Here is a 21,463-nt window from a genome sequence, read left to right as displayed (position 1 = left end):
ACCGTCGGGGGCTCGCGCATACCGTCGACGGTGTGCGCCGCCTGCTCGTGATGTGCGTCAGCTGCTCGGTCGCGCCACGAGCGCGGCGATCCCGTCGAGTATCCGTTCGAGGCCCCAGTCGAAGCGGATCTGGGGGCTGTCCTCCTCCTCTGTGATGCCGGCGGCGAACGCCGTGGCGATCGCGGGGAACCGTTCGGGCGTGACGAGGCGGGCCATGAGGCGCCCGTACGCCGCGGCGGCGTCCTGCTCGGTGCTTCCGGTGGCCGCCGCGGCCGCCCCGACCTCGCTCGACACGGTGGCCTCGCTGCGGACGAAGCCCAGCAGCAGCAGCATCGCGGAGATCTTCGCGCTCTCGGAGAGCCCGCTGTCGCGCAGCGCCACCAGCCCGCTCTCCATCCAGCGCAGCTGGTTGGGGGTGGCGGGCGGCCCGGTCATGGGCATCCGCAGCACCCACGGGTTCGCCAGCAGCACGGCGAACAGCCGCCGCGCCCATGCCGCGAGGTCGGGGCGCCAGCCCGCGTCGCCGGACTCGGGTGGGGCGGCGTCGAACACCGACTCGGACATGAGGACGTAGAGCTCGTCCTTGGCGCCGACGTAGCGGTAGAGCGACATCGTGCCGACGCCGAGCTCCGCGGCGATCCGGCCCATGGCGACGGCCCCGAGCCCGTCGGTGCCGGCGACCTGCACCGCGACCTCGACGATCCGGTCGATCGACAGCCCGCGCTTGGGGCCCTTGGTCGGGCGCTCGCGCAGGCCCCAGGCGATCTCGAGGCTGGCAGGCAGGCCCGTGTCGGTCTCGTTCATGCGGTCTCAACTCCCGGGGTTGACGCCCATCCTACGTACTGCGTATAACTTACGCACAACAGCGTAAGGCGTACGCAGTGATGGCCTGAGGAGCTCCCGATGAGCACGAACACCCGAACCGTTCTGATCTCCGGCGCCAGCATCGGCGGTCCGGCGCTCGCCTACTGGCTGCGCCGCCACGGCTTCGTCCCCACCGTCGTCGAGCGGGCGTCCGAGCTGCGCACCGGCGGCTACAAGATCGACCTGCGCGGCGCGGCCATCGAGGTCGCCGACCGCATGGGCATCCTGGAAGCGGCCCGCGCCGCCGACACCGAGATGCAGTCGATGTCCTTCGTCGACGGCGCCGGCAAGCGGCTCGTCTCGATGCCTGCCGACCTGTTCATGGGCCGGGGCGAGGCCGACGTCGAGGTCATGCGCGGCGACCTGTCGAGCATGATCGTGGACCTCGCCGAGGGGGTCGAGTACCTCTTCGGCGACTCCATCACCTCGCTCATCGACGGGCCGGCCGGCGTCGCGGTCACCTTCGAGAACGCGGCGCCCCGCACGTTCGACCTGGTGGTGGGCGCCGACGGGCTGCACTCGAACGTCCGCGCGCTGGCCTTCGGCGAGGAGTCGCAGTTCGTGCGCGACCTCGGCTACAACGTCTCGATCTTCGCGGTGCCCAACCACCTGGGCCTCGACCGCGAGGAGCTCGTCTACTCCGTTACCGGCCGCACCGTGAACCTGTACAGCACCAAGCAGACCGCGGGCGCGAAGGCGCTGTTCCTGTTCCCCGCCCCGGCCGAGCCGGTGGACCGCCACGACGTCACCGCGCAGAAGGCGCACGTGCGCAACACGTTCACCGGTGCGGGCTGGGAGACCGACCGGCTGCTCGCCGCCATGGAGACCACCGCCGACTTCTACTTCGACTCCGTCAGCCAGGTCCGGATGGACGGCTGGACGCGTGGCCGCGTCGCGCTCGTCGGCGACGCCGGGTACTGCCCGTGCTTCGCGTCGGGCCAGGGCACCTCGCTGGCCATGGTCGGCGCCTACGTGCTGGCCGGGGAGCTGGCGGCCGCCGGCGGCGATCACGTCGTGGCGTTCGCCGCCTACGACCGCGCGATGCGCACGTTCGTGGCGACGAACCAGGAGCTGGGGGAGAACTCCATCGGGCGCATGGTCGCGAGGAGCCGGTTCCAGAGTTTCCTCGGCGTGCAGATCATGAGGATGCTCAAGGTGGTGCCGTGGCGCAACGCCATGATCGAGAAGATGATCGGGCCGATCCACGAGGCTGCGACGGCGATCTCGCTGAAGGACTACGCACCCGCGAACGGTGCACGGCCCATTACCCTGGGCGCATGAGGGTGGTCTGGCTCGACGCTCCACAGGAGATGCTCGACGAGCGGCGTCGGCTGGGTATCGACGGCCGCGACGAGATGTGGGACGGAGACGTCCACGTGGTTCCACCGCCCGGGGGGGCGCACCAGGTGTTGGGTGCCCGGTTCTTCCGACTCGCCGTGTCGAGAGCGGAGCAGCGTGAGCTGGATGTGTTGTACGAGACAGGTGTCTTCCGGGCGGATCAGGACTACCGGGTCCCGGATCTGGTCGTCTTCCAGCCGGATCAGCTCTCGGAGCGAGGCGTCGAACGCGCGGAAATGGTCATCGAGATCCGCTCGCCGCGTGATGAGACGTACGAGAAGATCGGTTTCTACTCGGCGGTCGGTGTCCAGGAGGTGCTGATCCTTCATCCGGAGGACCGGCGGGTCGAGCTGCTGCGCGCCGTCGGCGGCAGCCTTGTCTCCGTCCAACCCAAGCCCGACGGCTCGGTCGAGTCCGAGGTGCTCGGTATCGAGCTCCGCACCGTCGAGGGCAAGCTCCGCATCGGCTGGCCGGAGGGCTCCGCCGACATCTGAGTTGGTGCTCCGGCATAGGCTGGTCACCATGAGTTCGCGCGTGCTGACGGCCGTGGCATGGCCCTACGCCAACGGTCCCCGGCACATCGGCCACGTCTCCGGTTTCGGTGTGCCCTCCGACGTCTTCTCCCGGTACCGCCGGATGATCGGCGACCAGGTGCTGATGGTCAGCGGCACCGACGAGCACGGCACCCCGATCCAGGTGCAGGCCGACAGCGAGGGGCTCACCCCCCGTCAGCTGGCCGACAAGTACAACCGCGTGATCGTCGAGGATCTGCACGGGCTGGGACTGGCCTACGACCTGTTCACCCGCACCACCACGACCAACCACTACGAGGTCGTGCAGCAGCTGTTCCTGGCGCTGTACAAGAACGGCTACGTGGTACCGAAGACGGCGATGGGCGCGATCAGCCCGTCCACCGGACGCACGCTGCCCGACCGCTACGTCGAGGGCACCTGCCCGATCTGCGGCTACGAGCACGCCCGTGGCGACCAGTGCGACAACTGCGGCAACCAGCTCGACCCGGCCGATCTGATCAACCCGCGCTCCAAGATCAACGGCGAGACGCCGGTGTTCCGCGAGACCGAGCACTTCTTCCTCGACCTGCCGGCGTTCGCGGAGTCGCTCGGGTCGTGGCTGTCCACGCGGTCGGACTGGCGGCCCAACGTCATCAAGTTCGCCACCAACCTCGTCAACGACCTCAAGCCCCGCGCCATCACCCGCGACCTTGACTGGGGCGTGCCGGTGCCGCTCGACGGCTGGAGCAACCAGTCGATGAAGCGGCTCTACGTCTGGTTCGACGCGGTGATCGGCTACCTGTCGGCGTCGGTGGAGTGGGCGCGGCGCGGGCCCGACCCCGACGCCTGGAAGCAGTGGTGGACCGACCCGTCGGCCCAGGGCTTCTACTTCATGGGCAAGGACAACATCGTCTTCCACTCCGTCATCTGGCCGGCGCTGCTGCTGGGGCAGAACGGCGCGGGCGACAAGGGCGGCACGCCGGGCGCCTTCGGCACGCTGAACCTGCCCAGCGAGATCGTGTCGTCGGAGTTCCTGACGATGAGCGGCTCCAAGTTCTCCACGTCGCGGGGCACCGTCATCTACGTCACCGACTTCCTCAAGGAGTTCGGGCCCGACGCGCTGCGCTACTTCATCTCGGTGGCCGGTCCGGAGAACCAGGACACGGACTTCACGTGGGACGAGTTCGTGCGCCGCACCAACTTCGAGCTCGCCAACGAGTGGGGCAACCTCGTCAACCGCTCGATCTCGATGGCCCACAAGAACGTCGGCTCGATCCCGAAGCCGGTGGCGCCCGCCGACGCCGACCACGAGCTGCTCGCGATCTCACGGGCCGGCTTCGACACCGTCGGTGAGCTGCTCGGGCGCAACCGGTTCAAGCAGGCGGTCGGCGAGGCCATGCGCGTCGTGACGGCGGCCAACCGGTACCTCAGCGACCAGGAGCCGTGGAAGCGCAAGGACGACCCCGACCGCCGCGACACGATCCTGCACACCGCGCTGCAGGTGGTGCAGGACGCCAACACGCTGCTCACGCCGTTCCTGCCGCACTCCGCGCAGCAGGTGCACGAGGCGCTGGGCGGCACCGGGGTCTGGGCGGCGCAGCCGGAGATCCGCGAGGTCGAGGATCTCGGCGACGGTCCGGCGTACCCGGTGCTGACCGGCGACTACACGGTGGAGCAGGCGAAGTGGGGCAGCACGCCGATCGAGGTGGGCCGCCCGCTGGCGAAGCCGAGCCCGATCTTCACCAAGCTCGACCCCGAGCTGGGCGAGACCGGCCCGGAGTGGGCTCCGATCAAGAAGTGACCCGCGCTCCGTTGCAGGAAAGCCACTTTGCCGCAACGACGTTGCAGGAAAGTGGCTTTCCTGCCATCGGCGAGAGGGCCCGGTGAGCCCCCGCGGCGAGCGGCCACCCCCGCCGGAGCCGCTGGGCGCGCCGACCGTCGACGCCCACACCCACCTCGACGCCTGCGGCTGCGTCACGGCAGCGGATGTGACGGCCGCGATGGACCGCGCCGAGGCCGTCGGTGTGGCCCGCGCCGTCACGGTGGCCGACGACCTGCCGGCCGCCCGCTGGGCCGTACTGGCGGCGAACTGGGACGCCCGCGTCGCGGCGGCCGTCGCGCTGCACCCGACCCGCACCGCGGCCGTCACCGAGGACGAGTTCGCGGAGATCGAGCGCCTCGCCGCGGATCCGCGCGTCGTCGCGGTGGGGGAGACGGGGCTCGACTACTACTGGGACCACTCCCCGCCCGACGCGCAGCAGGTCTGGTTCCGCCGCCACATCGACCTCGCCAAGCGGCTCGGCAAGCCACTGATGATCCACGATCGCGACGCGCACGCCGACGTCCTGCGCATCCTGCGCGAGGAGGGCGCTCCGGAGGCGGTGGTGTTCCACTGCTTCTCCGGTGACGCCGCGATGGCGCGCGAGTGCGTCGACGCCGGGTACGTGCTGTCGTTCGCCGGAACAGTGACGTTCCGCAACGCCCACGCGCTCCGCGAAGCGGCCGTGCTGGTGCCCGATGACGGGTTCCTGGTGGAGACCGACGCGCCGTTCCTGACGCCCCATCCGCACCGCGGCCGGGCGAACGAGCCCTATGTCCTGCCGTGGACGGTTCGCGGTATCGCGGAACTCCGCAGCGTGGCCGCCGAGCGGGTGGCGGAGTGCGCCAGGCGCAACGCTGAGCGGGTCTTCCGGCTCGACGAGCTGCCACCCGTCGCGCAAGGTGTCGCGCCGGGCGTGTGACGGTCTCGTTCGGCGTAGCGAATGCGCCGTTCGGCGCTCACGGCGTGTCGTGTCGCGGACTCTGCGCTTACAGCCCGTTACGGTTCCGTGATCGCAAAGCCGGGGTGGGGAACGCTCCCCAGCACAGCGATCACGGTGGCCCGGGACGCTCCCCAGCGCCATTTGCCTCCGGGCCACCGTGATCGATGCCTCCTCCCCTGCCCGGTCCGACGAAGTCTGGATGCCCGTGGTCGACGTAACTGCGCGCGCGCAGCGCCGTGCTGCACGCGATCAGGTTCGCCAGCTCACCGTCGCTGACGAGCTCCTTGATCCGTATGCCGACTGGTACGGCGGCGGTGACGCCGACGGCGTACCCGGACCGTCGGCCACGCCGTCGATCGAGACCATCGCGACGATCGAGCCGCCGAAGTCCCACCGCGCCGGCAGGCGCCGGGCCCGGCCGATCCAGACCAACCCGGCCGCGGACTCGTTCGCCGAGGACGCTGCGGCGGATCCGCACACCGGCGAGTTCCCCGCCGTCCCGGCGGTGGAGACCACGAGCCCGATCCCCGTCGAGGCGCTCACCGGGCCGATCCCGAAGGTCCGTGGCACCCGGTCGCGGCACACCACCGCCGGCCGCGCCGTGGAGGCCCTGGTGGCCCCAGCGACCTCGGTCGCCCCCGCCGACACCGTGCTCGACACCGCCACCGTGCGCGCCGTGCGCCGCCGGTCGCGCGCCGACGAGACCGCCGACCTCGGCGTGCTCGACCTCGCGGTCGACCGCACCGCCGGCATCCCCGTCGTCACTGCGTCCGCTGGAGCGGCGGTCACCGGCGTGGACGAGGCGCTGACCGGCCCGCTGCAGGTGCTCGACGGCGCCGCGCTGTTCACCGACACCTACACCGACCAGCTGCCGGTCATCACCGCCACCACGGTCGCGGAGCCGGTCGGGCTGCCCACGGCGGCCCCCGAGCTCGACCGCGACGTCGAGGCCGTTCCGGCACCCCGCCGGGCCGCCCGTCGCGCCGCCACCCGTCCCGCGCCCGCGTCCACGCTGGTGCGCGCCACCGTGCTCGCGGTGATCGCGGTGCTGCTCGGCGGCGGTGCCACCGCGCTGGCCATGGACAAGCGCGTCACGATCACCGTCGACGGCCAGGACCGCGTGCTGCACACCTTCGCAACCGACGTCGGCACGGCGCTCACCGCGGCCGGCCTGACCCCGGCGCCGCAGGACCGCGTGGAGCCCGCGCTTCCCACCGACCTCGCCACCGGCGATCACATCATCTTCAACCGGGCCCGCCGCCTCACCCTCGTGGAAGGCCCGTCCGAGCGTCAGATCTGGACCACGGCCACGTCCGTCAGCGAGGCGCTGACCGGGCTCGGCGTCGAGGCCACGCCGATCCAGATGTCCGCGGCGCCCGCCGCCGGGATCCCGCTCACCGGGATGTCGGTGGTGCTGCGCGTTCCACGCGCCATCACGTTCGCCGACGGCACCGAGGCGCCCACCCAGGTCACCACGCTCGCCGGCACGGTGGCCGGGGTGCTCACCGAGCGCGGCATCCAGCTCGGCCCCGACGACGTCTCGATCCCCAGCGGCGATACCCCGGTCAGCCCGGGAACGTCGATCCAGGTGGTGCGCAACGGTGTCGGTGAGGTCGTCGAGACCCACCCGATCAACCCGCCGGAGCAGATCGTCGACGCCCCCGACCTGGCGCGCGGCAAGCGCGTCGTGGTCGACCCCGGCAAGCCGGGCGAGCAGACGGCGATCATGCGGGTCTACGTGCAGAACGGCAAGGAGGTGCGCCGCGAGCAGGTCCGCGCCGGCAGCACCACCCCGCCGCGCCCGCGCATCGTGAAGGTCGGCTCCAACGACAACATCCCGGCCGTGCCGTTCATCGAGGACGGCAGCGTGTGGGACCGGATCGCCAAGTGCGAGGCCACCGGCAACTGGGCCATCAACACCGGCAACGGCTACTACGGTGGCCTCCAGTTCGACGCCGGCACGTGGCGCGCCTACGGTGGCACCGACTACGCGCCGCTGCCCCACGAGGCCACCCGCGAGCAGCAGATCGCCGTGGCCACCAAGGTCCGCGACGACCGCGGCGGCGGCTACGGCGCATGGCCGGCGTGCTCGGCGAAGCTGGGGCTGCCGCAGTAGGAGGCTCCGCCGACCGGCGCCTCCACCGGCAACCACTAGCGTTCGTCCCCATGAGCGATCCCACCGTTCCGCCGCCGGTGACCGACGGGCGGTCGCGCCTGCTGGGCCCGGTCGAGGTGCGGGAGCTGGCCGCGGAGCTGGGCATCCGTCCCACGAAGCGGTTGGGTCAGAACTTCGTCCACGATCCCAACACGGTGCGCCGGATCGTGAAGGCCGCGGAGCTGCATCCCGACGACGTGGTGCTCGAGGTGGGGCCCGGGCTGGGCTCGTTGACGCTCGCGCTGCTCCCCGCGGTCGCGGGCGTCCACGCCGTGGAGATCGATCCCGTGCTCGCGGCCCGGCTGCCCCGCACGGTGGCCGAGCGGGCCCCGGAGCTGGCCGATCGGCTCGTCGTCACCACGGCCGACGCCCTGCGGGTGCGCGCTGCCGATCTCCCGGGTCCGCCGCCCACCGCGATCGTCGCGAACCTGCCCTACAACGTCGGCGTGCCGGTGGTGCTGCACCTGCTGGCCGAGCTGCCCGGGATCCGGCGCGGGCTGGTGATGGTGCAGGCCGAGGTGGCGGAACGGCTCGCGGCCGATCCGGGCAACAAGACCTACGGCGTGCCGAGCGCGAAGCTCGCCTGGTTCGCCGCCGCCCGCCGCGCCGGCTCGGTTCCGCGCGCCGTGTTCTGGCCGGTGCCCAACGTCGACTCGGGGTTGCTGGCGTTCGACCGCCGCGACGCGCCCCCCGGTGACCGCGTGGCCGTCTTCGCCGTGATCGACGCCGCCTTCGCGCAGCGCCGCAAGGCCCTGCGCTCGGCGCTGTCGGGGTGGGCCGGTGGCCCGGCGGCGGCCGAGGTAGCACTGCGTGCGGCGGGGATCGAGCCGCTGGAGCGCGCCGAGCGCCTCGACATCGCAGCCTTCGCCCGGTTGGCGGCGGCTCGGGTGCCCGCAGCTACCTGAGCGCGCCGTTGCAGGAAAGCCACTTTCCCGCAACGTCGTTGCGGCAGAGTGGCTGTCAGGAGAATCCCCATCCGAACGCGGCCTGCCAGCGGGACCTACCGGGAAGCGCATCCGACGCCCCGCGCCGGCCCCGTTGCGAGAGCCTGCCGCGCCGGGCGAGTGATCAACGCCCACGGGTTCCGGTTGGATCATGAGCAAGTGCGCGCTCGACCACCGGCACGAAGATCAACGCCTACTGGGTCATGGTCAACACCGAACCAGTGGGCGTTGATCACCCCAGCCGCACCGCAGCGCCCCACACCGGGCCCCTGCCGTGCGCCTCGGCAAGCATGATCCGCGCGAACCGCACCACGGCTCCGTCCCGAGGACGGTGGTGTTCGGCTCGTCCACGCCGGGTGGTTGTTGTGCCCTCCTGCTGATCTGCCCGCCCGGCGAGGGCGCCCTGAAGCCGGGGCACACTGCCCAACCGCACCCGAGAGCGCCGATTCTCATCCCTCATGGCGGCCTCCGGCCATGACGGACTTTCCTGCAAGGCGAGGGCCTGCCGGGCCACTGCTGTGCGACCGCGGACGTGCTCGGCCTCACCTTGACGGCATCGGCCCGCGTCCACGTATTATTCCGCGTGGAGTAATCCGAACGGAATGATCTAGGTGGGTGAATGGTGGCCGTCTCCCTGACGCCGCTCGCGGTCAGCGCGCTGGCGCTGCTCTGCGAGCAGCCGATGCACCCCTACGAGATCTACCGGCTGCTGATCCTGCGCAGGCAGGACGAGATGATCAAGGTCCGCCCCGGCTCGCTCTACCACACGATCGACCGGCTGGCCGGTGCCGAGCTGGTCAAGGCCGTCAGCACGGACCGCGAGGGGGCGCGCCCCGAGCGCACCACCTACGAGGTGACCGTGGCCGGTCGCGAGACCCTCCAGCGCTGGATCAGCGCCGAACTGGCCTGTCCGGTCCCGGAGTACCCGCGCTTCCCCGTCGCGCTGAGCGAGGCGCACAACCTCAGCCGGGCCGAGGCCGTCGAGCAGCTCAGGGCCCGGATCCGGGTGCTCGAGTCGGAGCTCGCCGAGACCGAGGGACATCTCGACCACGCGCTGACCAAGACCGTGGAAGCACACCTGCTGGCGGTGCAGTTCACCGTCGAGATCCGTACTGCCGAGCTGGGCTGGCTGCGCCGCCTGGTGAACCGGCTGGAGACCGAGGAGTTGGCATGGCCACTGGACAACTGACCCACGAGAGCGGTCCGCCTGCCCTCCCCACGAACCCGTGGCCGGCGCTCTGGGCGCTCGTCCTCGGCTTCTTCATGATCCTGGTGGACTCGACGATCGTCTCGGTCGCGACCCCGGCGATCCTCGCCGACCTGCACACCGACGTGAACGCGGTCGTCTGGGTCACGAGCGCCTACCTGCTCGCCTACGCCGTGCCGTTGCTGATCACCGGCCGGCTCGGCGACCGCTTCGGACCGCGCCAGGTCTACCTCGTCGGGCTGACGGTGTTCACGCTCGCCTCCCTGTGGTGCGGCCTGACCAACAGCATCGGCGGGCTCATCGCGGCCCGGGTCGTGCAGGGCCTCGGCGCCGCCATGATGACGCCGCAGACGATGGCCGTGATCACGCGGACGTTCCCCCCGCAGAGCCGTGGCCAGGCGATGGGGCTCTGGGGTGCCGCTGCCGGCGTCGCGACGCTCGTCGGACCGATCCTGGGCGGCGTGCTCGTCGACACCGTCGGCTGGCAGTGGATCTTCTTCATCAACGTCCCGGTCGGCGTGGTCGGCCTGGTGCTCGCGATCCGGCTCGTGCCGTCGCTCCCGACGTCCGCCCGCCGCTTCGACCTGCTCGGTGTCGCGCTGAGCGCGATCGGCATGTTCCTGCTGGTGTTCGGCATCCAGGAGGGTCAGACCTACGACTGGGGCACGATCGCCGGCCCGATCTCGGTCTGGTCCCTGATCATCGCCGGGGTGGTCGTCCTCGCCGCCTTCCTCTTCTGGCAGGCGCGCAACCGCCGCGAACCGCTGCTGACGCTGGGCCTGTTCAAGGACCGCAACTTCAGCCTGGCCAACGTCGCCATCAGCTCCGTCGGGTTCGCCATCACCGGGATGATGTTCCCCTTCATGTTCTACGCGCAGGGCGTGCTGGGCCTGAGCCCGACCAACGCGGCGCTGCTGACGGTGCCGATGGCCGTGATCTCCGGCGGGCTCGCCCCGTTCGTCGGCAAGCTCACCGACGCCGTGCACCCCCGCTGGATCGCGGGCTTCGGGCTGCTGTGCTTCTCGGTGGCGGTGCTGTGGCTCGCCGGCATCATGACGCCGACCACACCGATCTGGGAGCTGCTGCTGCCGATGGCGCTGCTCGGCGTGGCCAACGGGTTCGTCTGGGCGCCCATCTCCTCGACCGCCACCCGCAACCTGCCCCTGGAGCACGCGGGTGCGGGCTCCGGGGTCTACAACACCACGCGGCAGATCGGTGCCGTGCTGGGCAGTGCCGCCATCGCGGTGCTGATCCAGGCACGGATCACCGCCAACCTGCCCGGAACCGGTGGTGGCGGCTCGGCCGAGACCGGGATCTCCCACCTGCCGCCCGCGCTGCACGACGGGTTCTCCGCGGCGATGGCGCAGTCGCTGGTGCTCCCGGGGGTGGTGCTGATCATCGGGTTCCTGGCGGTGCTGGCGTTCCAGCGGCCGCGGCACATGGTGCGACGCTCCGGGGCGGCGGAGCCGGTGGGCGCGGTCGAGAAGTGATCTTCCAGCGGGGTGACATCACTGACGTCGAACGTCAGCGATGTCACCCCGCTGGACGTCCTGAACACCGCCGCCGCCCACGCACGTAGGGTTGTCGAGTGCTCGCCGCTGTTCCGCCCCCGGTCACCGTGCGGGTGCCCGCCAAGATCAACCTCCATCTAGCCGTCGGTCCGCAGCGCCCGGACGGGTTCCACGACCTCGTCACGGTGTTCCACGCGGTCAGCCTGTTCGACGAGGTGTCGGTCTCGCAGAGCGACGCACCCGGCATCGAGGTGTTCGGCGAAGGCGTCTCCGAGGTGCCCGCCGACGAGACGAACCTGGCCTGGCGCGCGGTGCAGCTGCTCGCCGAGCGCGCCGACCGCGATCCCGACGTGCAGCTCGTGCTGCGCAAGGGCATCCCGGTCGCGGGTGGCATGGCGGGCGGCAGCGCGGACGCGGCCGGAGCGCTCGTGGCGCTGTGCACGCTGTGGAAGCTCGACCTCAACCGCGACGAGCTCTCGGTGCTGGCCGCGGAGCTGGGCAGCGACGTCACGTTCGCGCTCTACGGCGGTACCGCCGTCGGCACCGGCCGCGGCGAGCAGATCGTGCCGGTGCTCTCGCGCCACCCGCAGCACTGGGTGCTCGCGCTCCATCGGGGTGGCCTGGCCACCCCCACCGTCTTCGGTGAGCTCGACCGGCTCCGCGCCGGTGCCGATCCCACACCCCGCCCCGTCGAGCCGGTGCTGGAGGCGATCGCCGCAGGCGACCCCCGCCAGCTCGCGCTCTCGTTGGGCAACGACCTCCAGGTGGCTGCTGTCAGCATGATCCCCGATCTCCGTCGCACGCTCCGTGCCGGCGTCGACGCCGGTGCGCTGGCCGGGCTGGTGTCGGGCTCCGGCCCCACCTGCGCGTTCCTGTGCACCAGTGCCGAGTCCGCCATCGACGTGGCGGCCCAGCTCGCCGGTGTCGGCGTGTGCCGCACGGTGCGCGTCGCACACGGCCCGGTGCCGGGCGCGCGCGTCGTCGACCAGCACGAACCGCCCGGGTCGTCGCCCAACCCGCCCACGTCGTGGCCGCCGGTGCGTGCCTGATGGCCCGGCCGCAGAACCTCGTCAACCTCGAGAGCGTCACCGCGCACGTGCCCGGTGACGGCTCCCGCGTGCTGCTGGACGCCGTCTCGCTCGGCGTCGAGAGCGGTGAGCGCGTCGGCGTCGTCGGTCTCAACGGCGGCGGCAAGACCACGCTGCTCGACATCATCACCGGGGAGCGTGCTCCCGACGGCGGCCGCGTCAGTCGCGTCGGGGGGCTGAACCTCGCGCACCTCGCGCAGGGCGACCGGCTCCCGCCGGGCGCCCGCGTCCGCGACGTCGTGCTCGCCGCCTGGAAGGGTGCCGCCGATCACGAGTGGGCGGCCGACGCCGGCGTCCGCGACGTGCTCGAGGGCCTGGGCATCGGCGATCTGGAACGGTCGGTGGAGGGCCTGTCCGGCGGCGAGAAGCGCCGCGTCGCGCTCGCGGCCGCGCTCGTGGGCGATCCCGACCTCGTGGTGCTCGACGAGCCCACCAACCACCTCGACGTCGAGGGCATCGGCTGGCTGGCCCGGCACCTGCTGTCGCGCCGCTGCGGGGTCGTGGTCGTCACACACGATCGCTGGTTCCTCGACGCGGTCTGCACACGCACCTGGGAGGTGGCGAACGGCAGGGTCGAGAGCTTCCTGGGCGGCTACGCCGACTGGATCTACGCCCGTGCCGAGCGCACCCGGCAGTCCGACGCCGCCGAGCAGCGTCGCCAGAACCTGGCACGCAAGGAGCTGGCGTGGCTGCGGCGCGGCCCGCCCGCACGCACGGCGAAGCCCAAGTACCGGATCGAGGCCGCCGAGGCACTGATCGCCGACGTCCCGCCGCCGCGCAACACCGTCGAGCTGCTCGGGTTCGCCACCAACCGGCTCGGCAAGACCGTGCTCGAGCTCGAGGACGCCACCGCGACGATCCCGGGCCGCACGCTGCTCGACAACGTCACGTGGCGGATCGGGCCGGGCGACCGCATCGGCATCGTCGGCGTCAACGGATCGGGCAAGACCACGCTGCTGCGAACCCTCACCGGTGAGCGGCCGCTGGAGGGTGGGCGCCTGATCAAGGGCACCACGGTGCAGCTCGCCGAGCTGAGTCAGGAGCTCGTCGACCTCCCGAAGAGCATGCGCGTGCTGGAAGCCACCGAGCAGGTGGCCAAGTTCGTGCGGCTGGGCAAGCTGGAGCTCACGGCGTCCTCGGTGCTGGAGCGGCTCGGTTTCCCGGCGGCGCGCCAGTGGACGCCCGTCGGTGACCTCTCCGGTGGTGAGCGACGGCGGCTGCAGCTCACCCGGCTGCTCATGGCCGAGCCCAACGTCCTGCTGCTCGACGAGCCCACCAACGATCTCGACGTCGACACGCTGGCGCGGCTGGAGGACCTGCTCGACGGCTGGGCGGGCACGCTCATCGTCGTCAGCCACGACCGGTACCTGGTCGAACGCGCCTGCGACACGGTCGTCGCGTTGTTCGGTGACGGCAAGATCACCCACCTCCCCGGCGGCATCGAGGAGTACTTGGAACGGCGGGCGGTGTCGGAAGCTCAGGTCAACGGGCTGACCGCGGCTCCGGAGGTGGCGAAGTTCGCGAGCGCGAAGCCGACGGTCAGCGCGGCCGACCAGCGCGCCGCCCGCAAGGACGCCCAGCGTCTGGAGCGGCGGATGACGGCGCTGCTGGCCAAGGAGGCGAAGCTGCAGACGCAGCTCGGCGAGGCCGCCACCGACCCGTCCCGGCTGATCGAGCTGGGCCGCGAGCTCAAGGCCGTCGGGGTGGAGCGCGAGCAGGTCGAAGAGGCCTGGCTCGAGGCCGCGGAACTCGCCGAATAACCGTCGAGAACGACGTTGCCATGATCAAAGGGCCCTTTCGATCATGGCAACGTCGTTCTCGACGGTCAGGTGAGGGCGGCGACGAGGTCCTGCGTGCGACCGGAGATCCAGGTCGACGACCTGGTCGCGATGCTGAAGGGGCTGCTGCTGACGCTCGGCGGGAGCGACGATACCGGCCTGCGGGCGCGTGTCGTCACCGTGCTTCGCGACGGCCTCCGACCTCCGAAGTGATCCAGAAAAGATCGCCGGCTCAGACTTTCGACCGATCCGCAACCGCTCGATCGCGCCTACTGTTCGTGGGGTGCGTGGTCGGGTCGGGGGACCCGCTGGGGAGCCCGCACTGGGGAGTGTGACCGGCCCGTCATCTTTCGACGGGATGATGGGCCGGTCCACGAACTCCCACCGCTGACACCGCCCGTCGGGCCGTATCAGCGCCGTGGCGGTGACGTGTCAGGCCCGCCCCGCACGCTGACGGTATGGAATCCGTCATCCAGGTCGATGGCCTGGTCAAGAAGTTCGGGGAGACCACCGCGCTCGCGGGGATCGACCTCGTCGCCCGGCCGGGCCAGGTGCTCGGCCTGCTCGGGCCCAACGGCTCGGGCAAGACGACCACGGTGCGGGTGCTCGCCACCCTCCTGCGCCCCGACGGCGGCAGCGCGTCCGTGTTCGGGCACGACGTCGTCGCCGATGCCGACGCCGTGCGCCGCCGCATCGGACTCACCGGCCAGTACGCGGCGGTGGACGAGGCGCTGTCGGGCACCGACAACCTCGTCCTCATCGCGCGCCTGCTGGACCTCTCCCGATCCGACTCGCGCCGCCGCGCCGCCGAGCTGATCGAACGCTTCGGACTCGCCGACGCGGCCAAGCGCAAGGTGCGCACCTACTCCGGCGGCATGCGGCGCCGTCTCGACCTCGCGGCCAGCCTGATCGGGCGGCCCGACGTCCTGTTCCTCGACGAGCCGACCACCGGCCTCGACCCGCGCCACCGCAACGAGGTCTGGGACAGCGTCCGCGCCCTCACCGCCGACGGTGTGACGGTCCTGCTGACCACGCAGTACCTCGAGGAGGCCGACCAGCTCGCCGACGACCTCGTGGTGCTCGACCACGGCAGCGTGATCGCCGCGGGCACCCCGGCCACGTTGAAGGCCGAGGTGGGCGGGCAACTGCTGCACGTCCGTCCGATGCACCGCGCCGACCGGGACGCGGTCACCGCGCTCGTCACCGAGCTGGCCACGGGCCAGACCCCCGAGATGGACGCGAGCGGCGAGCTGGTCGTCGCCGCCGCTGATGCGGCGCTGCTGGCCCGGGTCGGTGCCCGCCTCGACGCCGAGGGCATCACGGTGGCCGAGCTCGGCCTGCGCCTGCCCAGCCTCGACGACGTCTTCATGACCCTCACCGGGCGCCCCGCGTCCACCGACCCGATCGACGACACCGCGGAGGTGGCGGCGTGAGCACCGCGACGCTGACCAAGCAGACCCCGGCCGCCCCGGACCCGGCCATGACCCGCGGTCGAGCCGGGCCGTCCTTCCTGCGCCACAGCCTCACACTGGCCTGGCGCGGCGTGATCAAGACGATCAACTCCACCGAGGCGCTGATCGACGTCACGCTGCAGCCGATCATCTTCCTGCTGCTGTTCGTGTACGTCTTCGGCGGCGCCATCTCCGGTGACACCACCAGCTACCTGCAGTTCGCGCTGCCCGGTGTGCTGGTGCAGACGGTCGTCTTCGCGTCCATCGGCACCGGCGTGGCGCTGGCGGAGGATCTGCACACGGGCATCTTCGACCGGTTCCGCAGCCTGCCGATCGCGCGCAGCGCCCCGCTGCTGGGTGCGATCGGGGCCGACCTCGTGCGCTACCTGACGTCCGGTGTGATCATGCTGGTCTTCGGGATGCTGCTCGGGTTCCGGGTCGCCACCGATCCCCTCAGCGTCCTCGCCGCGATGGGTCTCGTGATGGTGTTCGCGTTCGCGCTGTGCTGGATCTTCACCGCGCTCGCCATGGTGGTGAAGGGCCCGCGGTCGGTGCAGGGCCTGAGCATGCTGGTGATGATGCCGTTGACGTTCGGCAGCAACGTGTTCGTGCCGGCGTCGACGATGCCGGGTTGGCTGCAGGCGTTCGTCGACATCAACCCGGTGTCGAAGACCGCCGACGCGGTGCGGGGGCTGCTGCTCGGAGGTCCCGTCGCGGGACCGGCGACCGCCGCGCTGCTGACCGCCGCGGTGATCGTGGCGATCTTCGCGCCGCTCGCGGTGATGCTCTACCGGCGCCGGACCTGACCGGATGCGCCGCGCTAGCCGCCTGCTGCGACGGGCAGCGCGGCGCCCGTCGCCTCGGCGAGGAGCACCAGCCCGTCGGCCCGCGGTAGCTCGGCGGCCTTCGTGATGGCGGCGTCGGCCGCCGCCCGGCCCAGTGCGGCGCGCACCTCGGCCAAAGCGGCCACCACCTCGTGGTTGCCCACGTCGAGCATGCCGCGCTGCGCGGTGGCCACCCCGAGCAGCATGGCAGCGCAGGACGCGTCGCCCGTGTGGAGGGCGACCTGCGCGGCCGCCTCGGCCGCGGCCGCGGTGACCGGCCCGTCCCGGCTCTGCAGTGCCACGGCGACGGCGTCGGCCAGTGCGGCCCGCGCCGCGTCGGTGGCACCGGCATCCAGCTCGACGAGGGTGCGGGCGAGGTCGAGGTACGCCCGCCGTTGCGGGGCGCTGATGCCGCCGCTCTCGATCAGGCCGGCCGCGACCGCGATGTTGGCCCGCGCCGCCGGGAGATCACCGGATCTGCGGTCGATGGCTGCCGCAGCGAGGTAGAGCGCCTCGCCGGTGTTGAAGGGCCCGTCCGGCTCGGTGGGGACGAGCGCCAACCGGGCCCGGGCCGCGTCGAGGTCACCGCGGCGGACGTCGAGCAGCACGCGGCGCGTCATGAACTGCGGCAGGTCGTCGCCGTTGCCCAGCTCGCCCGCCAGTGCGATCGCCTCGTCGAACGCCTGTGCCGCGGCGTCGTAGTTGGCGGCGACGTCCTCCAGTTCGCCGAGCGAGTGCACCACCATCCCCAGCCCGAACCGGTCCCCGGTGCGGGTGAACTCCGCGTGCGCAGCGCGGACCAGGCGCCGCTGCTCCTCGATCTCGCCGTCGTTCTCGGCGACCTGGGCGAGCATCTGCAGGGCGAACCCGCGTACCCACGGGTCGGCATGCTGCTCCGACAGCCGCGCAACCGGCTCGGGATCGGCGCGGGCGAACAGGGCCAGTACGGGCCCGATCATCGCGAGCAGGGGATGGATGGGCTTCGGGAGGTCGGTGGCGATCCGGATCGCCGTCCGCGCGTGCTCCTCCGCGCCCGTGAAGTCGCCGCGGACCACGCTGGCGAGCGCCATGAACGTGGTGGTCAGCGCGACGGACTGGGCCGGGGCCGGCCCGTCGAGTGACCGCACGGAATCGACCCAGCGCACGGCCTCGTCCATCAGGCCGCGGATCAGCAGCGACCAGCCCAGCCCCGCCACGAGCCGGATCCCGGTGTCGGTGTCGGCGTCGGCCACGGCCCGGCGCAGCGCGATGTCGATCTCCTCGGCCTCGGCGCGCAGCAAGGTGAGCCAGTGCAGCTGCGCCGCGCCGCGCAGGTGCGGCTCGGCGGCTTCGACCAGTTCCACTGCCAGCCGGGTGTGCGCGGTGACCGCGGCGGCGCGCTCCCCGGCCTCGTCGAGCCGCTCGGCGGCGTACTCGCGGATCGTCTCGAGCATGCGGTAACGGGTGGGTGCCCCGTCCGGCTGTGGGGTGGCCACGACCAGCGACTTGTCGACGAGCGATGCCAGCAGGTCGAACACCCCGTCGGCGGCGGGGCCGGGCGCTCCGGCGCACACGCGCTCGGCGGTCGCGGCCGTGGCACCGCCTGCGAACACGCCGAGCCGCCGGGCCACGGCCCGCTCCGGCTCGTCGAGCAGGTCCCAGCTCCAGTCGACCACCGCCCGCAGCGTCTGGTGGCGCGGCAGTGCGGTGCGTGCGCCGGAGGTGAGCAGGCGGAAGCGGTCGTCGAGCCGGGCGGCGATCTCCGCGGGGCTCAACGTGCGCAGGCGCGCCGCGGCCAGCTCGATCGGCAGCGGCTGACCGTCGAGCCTGCGGCAGATCTCGGCGACGACGGGCATCACGGCCGCGGTCATGGCGAAGCCGGGGGAGACGGCCATGGCGCGATCGGTGAACAGCTGTGCCGCGTCGGCCGGGGCGAGCGCCTCGACCGGGTGCAGGACCTCGCCGGGGACACCGAGGGGTTCCCGGCTGGTGGCGAGCACCCGCAGCCGCGGGCAGGCCTGCACGAGCGTCTCGGCGAGCGCGGCCACCCCGCCGACGAGGTGCTCGCAGTTGTCCAGCACCAGCACGATGTCCTGGTTGCCGATCGTGTTCAGCAGCCTGCCGGTGGTGTCGGGGCCTGCCTCGTCGGTGGCGCGCACGACGAGATCGGGACCGCCGACCGCGGACAGGACGGTGGCCGGGAGCTGGTCGGCGTCGGTGAGCGGGGCCAGCGCGGCGACGTGGCAGCGCCGCTGCGCTGCTGCAACGGCCTCGGTGGCGAGCCGCGTCTTACCGGCGCCACCCGGGCCGATGAGGGTGACGAGCCGGGCCGAGCCGAGCAGGTCGCGCACCCGGTCCACGTCCCGTGCGCGGCCGACGAAGCTGCTCAGCCCGCTCGCCGCCGGCCGCGGCGGTGGGGGCCGGGAGCCGTTGCGCGCCGCGACCGGTGGTCGCTCGCCGCGCAGGACAGCGAGCCGGGTGGCCGCGAGCTCGGCGCCCGGATCGACGCCCAGCTCCTCGACGAGCAGCGAACGGGTGCGGTCGAGCACGGCGAGCGCGTCGGCCTGGCGCCCCGCGGCGTGCAGGGACCGCGCGTACAGCGCGGCGGTGCTCTCCCGCAGCGGGGCCGCGGCGAGCTGCTCGGCGAGCGCGTCCAGCTCGGAGCCGGCGTCGCCGAGCTGCAGCGCCAGGCGCGCGGTGTGCTCCACCGCGGTGGCCCTGCGCTCGGCCAGCCGGGCGGTGACCGCCGCCGCGAACGGGACGTCGGAGAGATCGGCCAGCGCGGGGCCGCGCCACAGCGCGAGGCCGCTGCGGAGCATCTCGAGTGCCGCCGCCGGGTCGGCCTGCCGTTCGGCCGCGCTGACGAGCGAGCCGAACCGCAGCGCGTCGACCGCGTCGGGATCCAGAGTCAGCCGGTAGCCGTGCGGCACCGTGGCGACGAGCGCGGAACCCAACGCCCGGCGCAGCCGCGACACGAGCGCCTGCAGCGCGTTCGTCGAGCTCTCGGGCGGTGCGTGTCCCCACAGGTCGTCCACCAGCACCGTTGCGCCCACTGGACGTCCGGCGTCGAGGGCGAGGCGGGCGAGCAGTCCGCGCAGCCGGGAACCGCCGAGCGCCACCGGTGCACCACCGGCAGCGTCCGGCCACGCCTCGACGGCGCCGAGCAGCCCGATCCGCACCCCGCCAGTCTGCCCTGCCGCTGGTCGGAACGTCAGCGGCCGGGTTCGATGCTGATCAGGCCACGTTCCAGTGCCCTGGTGACGGCTGCGGTGCGGTCGGTGACACCGAGCTTGTCGAACAGGTGCACCAGGTGCGTATTGACGGTGGCCTCCGAGATGGCCAGCGAGCGCCCGATCGCCCGGTTCGTCAGGCCCTTCGCCACCAGCCGGAGCACGTCCAGCTCGCGATCGGACGGGACGTCCGGGACCGGTTCCCGCATGCGGCCGAGCAGGCGCGCGGTGACGGCCGGGGCGAGCACCGACTCACCCCGCGCCGCGGCGCGCACGGCCCGGAACAGCTCCTCGCGCGGGGTGTCCGTGAGCAGGTAGCCGACCGCGCCTGCCGAGACGGCGCGAACGATCTCGTGGTCCTCGTCGTAGGTGGTGAGGACGAGCACCCGGACTCCCGGACGGGTGCGTGCGATCGCGGCGATCGCGCCCGCACCGTCGAGGCGCGGCATCCGCAGATCCATCAGCACGACGTCCGGTAGGAGCTCGCGCACCTGATCGAGTGCGGCCATCCCGTCGGCGGCCTCGCCGACGACGTCGAGGTCCGGCCGCGGCCGGGGTCGAACCCCGTGCCGTCGTCGTTGATGTCGAGCGTGACGGCGTCACCCACGTAGGACAGTGTCACGACGGCCCGCCCCGCCCGGGCGTGCCGGGCGACGTTGGTGAGCGACTCCTGCGCGATGCGTAGCAGCGCCGTCTCGGTGTCGGGATGCAGCTCGATCGGCACGCCCGTGACGCGCACCTGCGTCGGCACGCCGTGGTCGACGGTGAGGAGCGCTGCCGTGCGGCGCAGTGCCTCCGGGAGCGAGGCGCCGTCGAGCAGGTCGGGGCGCAGCGCACGCACGGTGCGCCGGATCTCGCCGAGCCCGTCGCGCGCGGCACGGCGCGCCGTGGCGAGGTGGGTGCGGGTGGTGCCCGGTCCGGGCGGCACGGCCTGGTCGGCGGCCTCGAGATGGGTGACGATGCTGGTGAGCCCTGCACCACCGTGTCGTGCAGCTCGCGGGCCAGCCGCTGGCGCTCCTCGAGCACGCCGGCGCGTCGGGCCGTCTCGGCCAGCTCCGCGCGGGTGGCCCCGAGCGCTACGAGTGCGGCGCGACGCTCCTCGCTCTGCCGCTCGACCGTGCGGATCACCGCGGTGATCACGAGCGCCAGGCTCGCCGTCGCGAGGACGTTGACCCAGCCGGAGCCGTGCTCGAAGGCCCCGACTCGCCAGCTCACGAGGGCTGTCAACGTCAGCACCGGTGCCATTCCCCACCAGCCGAGCGTGACGAACGCGAGCGGGTAGCAGCCGTAGAGGACCACGACGAAGGTCGGGTCGTTGCCGGCGAGCAGGGTGAGCAGGACCGTGGTGCCCACCCAGTAGACCGCCATCGGCACCGGGCGGACCGCGCGGCTGCGACCGCGGACGAGGAAGGCCCAGTGCCACGCGGCGAGTGCGGCGGCGGGGCCGAGCACGCCCCACCGCGGCGATGATCCGGCGAGCAGTAGGTGCCATAGCGGGCCGATCCGGATCGCCGCCTGCTCCCGGTCCGCCATCGCGCTCAGCCCGACTCCCCACCCCACGATCGCGACGGACGTCGCCGTGCCGACGATACCGAGGACGGGCGGCTCCATCACGAGGGTGCGGCCGCTGCCTGCAGCGGGACCCGCGGCGCCCGCCACAGCAGGGCGGCGTGCTGCACCGCGAGCGTCACGCCCATGCCGAGCCACAGCCCGTTCCCGTTGAACGGCGCGTCGTCGACGGCGGCCTCGACGTTGCCGAGCACGATGCGGGCCGCGACGGGTCGAACGTCACGCGTTCCATGATCGTTTCCATCGCCCGG

18 protein-coding genes are annotated in these 21,463 nt (G+C 72.4%); 13 read left to right on the top strand and 5 right to left on the bottom strand.

Annotated elements, in window-relative coordinates; all coding sequences use genetic code 11:
* Positions 1-57: 57 nt before the first annotated feature.
* A complete protein-coding gene (locus ACFPFQ_RS19845) occupies positions 58-804 on the bottom strand; it encodes a TetR/AcrR family transcriptional regulator (protein WP_379620892.1) in 747 nt (248 codons plus the stop codon).
* 99 nt (positions 805-903) lie between these two features.
* Here ACFPFQ_RS19845 and ACFPFQ_RS19840 point away from each other — a divergent pair, with 99 nt between their 5' ends.
* The 13 genes from ACFPFQ_RS19840 to ACFPFQ_RS19780 all read left to right on the top strand — a co-directional run bounded on the left by ACFPFQ_RS19840 (position 904) and on the right by ACFPFQ_RS19780 (position 16,416).
* On the top strand, positions 904-2,145 hold the full coding sequence (locus ACFPFQ_RS19840) for an FAD-dependent monooxygenase (RefSeq protein WP_379620890.1): 1,242 nt from the start codon (positions 904-906) through the stop codon (positions 2,143-2,145).
* On the top strand, positions 2,142-2,696 hold the full coding sequence (locus tag ACFPFQ_RS19835) for a Uma2 family endonuclease (protein WP_379620888.1): 555 nt from the start codon (positions 2,142-2,144) through the stop codon (positions 2,694-2,696). Before ACFPFQ_RS19840 ends, ACFPFQ_RS19835 begins: the two co-directional genes overlap by 4 nt.
* Positions 2,697-2,724: 28 nt before the next feature.
* Positions 2,725-4,515 (top strand): methionine--tRNA ligase, encoded by a 1,791-nt coding sequence (gene metG, locus ACFPFQ_RS19830; protein WP_379620886.1) that lies wholly within the window; start codon positions 2,725-2,727, stop codon positions 4,513-4,515.
* 82 nt (positions 4,516-4,597) lie between these two features.
* The gene (locus ACFPFQ_RS19825; protein ID WP_379620884.1) at positions 4,598-5,455 is read left to right on the top strand and encodes a TatD family hydrolase; all 858 of its coding nucleotides are present in this window, start codon (positions 4,598-4,600) and stop codon (positions 5,453-5,455) included.
* A 220-nt stretch (positions 5,456-5,675) separates the two neighbouring features.
* The gene (locus ACFPFQ_RS19820; protein WP_379620882.1) at positions 5,676-7,592 is read left to right on the top strand and encodes a transglycosylase family protein; all 1,917 of its coding nucleotides are present in this window, start codon (positions 5,676-5,678) and stop codon (positions 7,590-7,592) included.
* A gap of 50 nt (positions 7,593-7,642) precedes the next feature.
* Positions 7,643-8,536, top strand: a complete 894-nt coding sequence (gene rsmA, locus ACFPFQ_RS19815; RefSeq protein ID WP_379620881.1) for a 16S rRNA (adenine(1518)-N(6)/adenine(1519)-N(6))-dimethyltransferase RsmA — start codon at positions 7,643-7,645, stop codon at positions 8,534-8,536.
* A gap of 658 nt (positions 8,537-9,194) precedes the next feature.
* A complete protein-coding gene (locus tag ACFPFQ_RS19810; protein ID WP_379620880.1) occupies positions 9,195-9,764 on the top strand; it encodes a PadR family transcriptional regulator in 570 nt (189 codons plus the stop codon).
* The gene (locus ACFPFQ_RS19805; RefSeq protein ID WP_379620878.1) at positions 9,746-11,272 is read left to right on the top strand and encodes a DHA2 family efflux MFS transporter permease subunit; all 1,527 of its coding nucleotides are present in this window, start codon (positions 9,746-9,748) and stop codon (positions 11,270-11,272) included. Before ACFPFQ_RS19810 ends, ACFPFQ_RS19805 begins: the two co-directional genes overlap by 19 nt.
* Before the next feature lie 98 nt (positions 11,273-11,370).
* Positions 11,371-12,342 (top strand): 4-(cytidine 5'-diphospho)-2-C-methyl-D-erythritol kinase, encoded by a 972-nt coding sequence (locus tag ACFPFQ_RS19800; RefSeq protein WP_379620876.1) that lies wholly within the window; start codon positions 11,371-11,373, stop codon positions 12,340-12,342.
* Entirely contained in the window at positions 12,342-14,141 is a 1,800-nt protein-coding gene (locus ACFPFQ_RS19795) for an ABC-F family ATP-binding cassette domain-containing protein (protein WP_379620874.1), read from the top strand. Before ACFPFQ_RS19800 ends, ACFPFQ_RS19795 begins: the two co-directional genes overlap by 1 nt.
* Before the next feature lie 93 nt (positions 14,142-14,234).
* A complete protein-coding gene (locus ACFPFQ_RS19790) occupies positions 14,235-14,372 on the top strand; it encodes a hypothetical protein (protein ID WP_379620872.1) in 138 nt (45 codons plus the stop codon).
* A 245-nt stretch (positions 14,373-14,617) separates the two neighbouring features.
* A complete protein-coding gene (locus ACFPFQ_RS19785; RefSeq protein WP_379620870.1) occupies positions 14,618-15,592 on the top strand; it encodes an ATP-binding cassette domain-containing protein in 975 nt (324 codons plus the stop codon).
* A gap of 47 nt (positions 15,593-15,639) precedes the next feature.
* Positions 15,640-16,416, top strand: a complete 777-nt coding sequence (locus ACFPFQ_RS19780; RefSeq protein ID WP_379620920.1) for an ABC transporter permease — start codon at positions 15,640-15,642, stop codon at positions 16,414-16,416.
* Positions 16,417-16,430: 14 nt separating this feature from the next.
* Here ACFPFQ_RS19780 and ACFPFQ_RS19775 read toward each other — a convergent pair whose 3' ends face one another.
* The 4 genes from ACFPFQ_RS19775 to ACFPFQ_RS19760 form a co-directional block, all read right to left on the bottom strand.
* Positions 16,431-19,592, bottom strand: coding sequence for a BTAD domain-containing putative transcriptional regulator (locus ACFPFQ_RS19775; RefSeq protein WP_379620868.1), 3,162 nt, complete (start codon positions 19,590-19,592; stop codon positions 16,431-16,433).
* Between the two features lie 32 nt (positions 19,593-19,624).
* Positions 19,625-20,152, bottom strand: coding sequence for a LuxR C-terminal-related transcriptional regulator (locus tag ACFPFQ_RS19770; protein WP_379620866.1), 528 nt, complete (start codon positions 20,150-20,152; stop codon positions 19,625-19,627).
* Complete coding sequence (locus ACFPFQ_RS19765; RefSeq protein ID WP_379620864.1) at positions 20,104-21,135, bottom strand: sensor histidine kinase; 1,032 nt, start codon at positions 21,133-21,135, stop codon at positions 20,104-20,106. Before ACFPFQ_RS19765 ends, ACFPFQ_RS19770 begins: the two co-directional genes overlap by 49 nt.
* A 118-nt stretch (positions 21,136-21,253) precedes the next feature.
* Positions 21,254-21,406, bottom strand: coding sequence for a hypothetical protein (locus tag ACFPFQ_RS19760; RefSeq protein ID WP_379620862.1), 153 nt, complete (start codon positions 21,404-21,406; stop codon positions 21,254-21,256).
* Positions 21,407-21,463: the final 57 nt, after the last annotated feature.

This window comes from Pseudonocardia sp. GCM10023141 (assembly GCF_042653605.1).
The sequence above is the reverse complement of the archived record's forward strand: the minus strand, read 5'-3'. Positions and strand labels throughout refer to the sequence as shown.